At 46.3% G+C, this 670-nt stretch carries 1 protein-coding gene and 1 pseudogene; both read right to left on the minus strand.

Annotated features, from left to right (window positions below):
- A partial coding sequence (locus tag DWV53_RS15440) for a relaxase/mobilization nuclease domain-containing protein (protein WP_181992527.1) occupies positions 1 to 505 on the minus strand: 505 nt, incomplete at its 3' end.
- Positions 502 to 670, minus strand: a pseudogene (locus DWV53_RS16325) (plasmid mobilization protein); the annotation flags it as partial. The gene DWV53_RS15440 and the pseudogene DWV53_RS16325, both read right to left, overlap by 4 nt.

Consider the following 670-nt stretch of genomic DNA (forward strand, 5'->3'; position numbering starts at 1 on the left):
TCTCGTATTTTGCACGCTCCGCATTGCGCAATTTGCGAGTGTTAGTCTTGCTCTTGTCAGTTCCGTAAGTCAATCCATACTTGGATTTTAGGGCCTTGGTCACTTGCTCATTACGCCTGTAATCGTGGGCGTCTGATATGAGTTTGCCCTCGTTATTGATGCGGTTATATACGATATGACAATGTGGATTGTCCGTATTGTGATGCCTTACGATAATGAATTGGGTATCGTTGATGCCCATCATCTGCATGTATTCAAGGGCAATCTTAGTCATAAACTCATCCGTCAAACGTGGCTTGTCCTCGGGCTTGAAGCTCAACGCAATGTGTCCCACAGGCTTCTTAATACTTGGATTTAGCAGCCTCTGTAACTCAAAACTTTGAGCCATCTCGGCATTCGTGTCGAGTAACACACCATCAGAGGCAAGGATTTTCGCCTCGTCCTTGCCTGTCACATAGCGGATGCAGCCACCAAAAGATGCGCCTTTCTTTAGCTTGCCTATCATGTCGTCGCCTCCTTCCTGCCTGAGTTTAACTTCGAGGCAGAGGTCGCTTGCCTGTATTCACAAAATATGGCTTTTAACTTTCTCAACAAGTCCATCACATACACATGGGTTTCGTGGAAACCTTTCTGATGCGACAGCTTGGTAAGTTGGTTGAGATTGTTCGCC

Origin of the sequence: Segatella copri, from assembly GCF_003465495.1 — a bacterium.
Lineage (GTDB): Bacteria > Bacteroidota > Bacteroidia > Bacteroidales > Bacteroidaceae > Prevotella > Prevotella copri_G.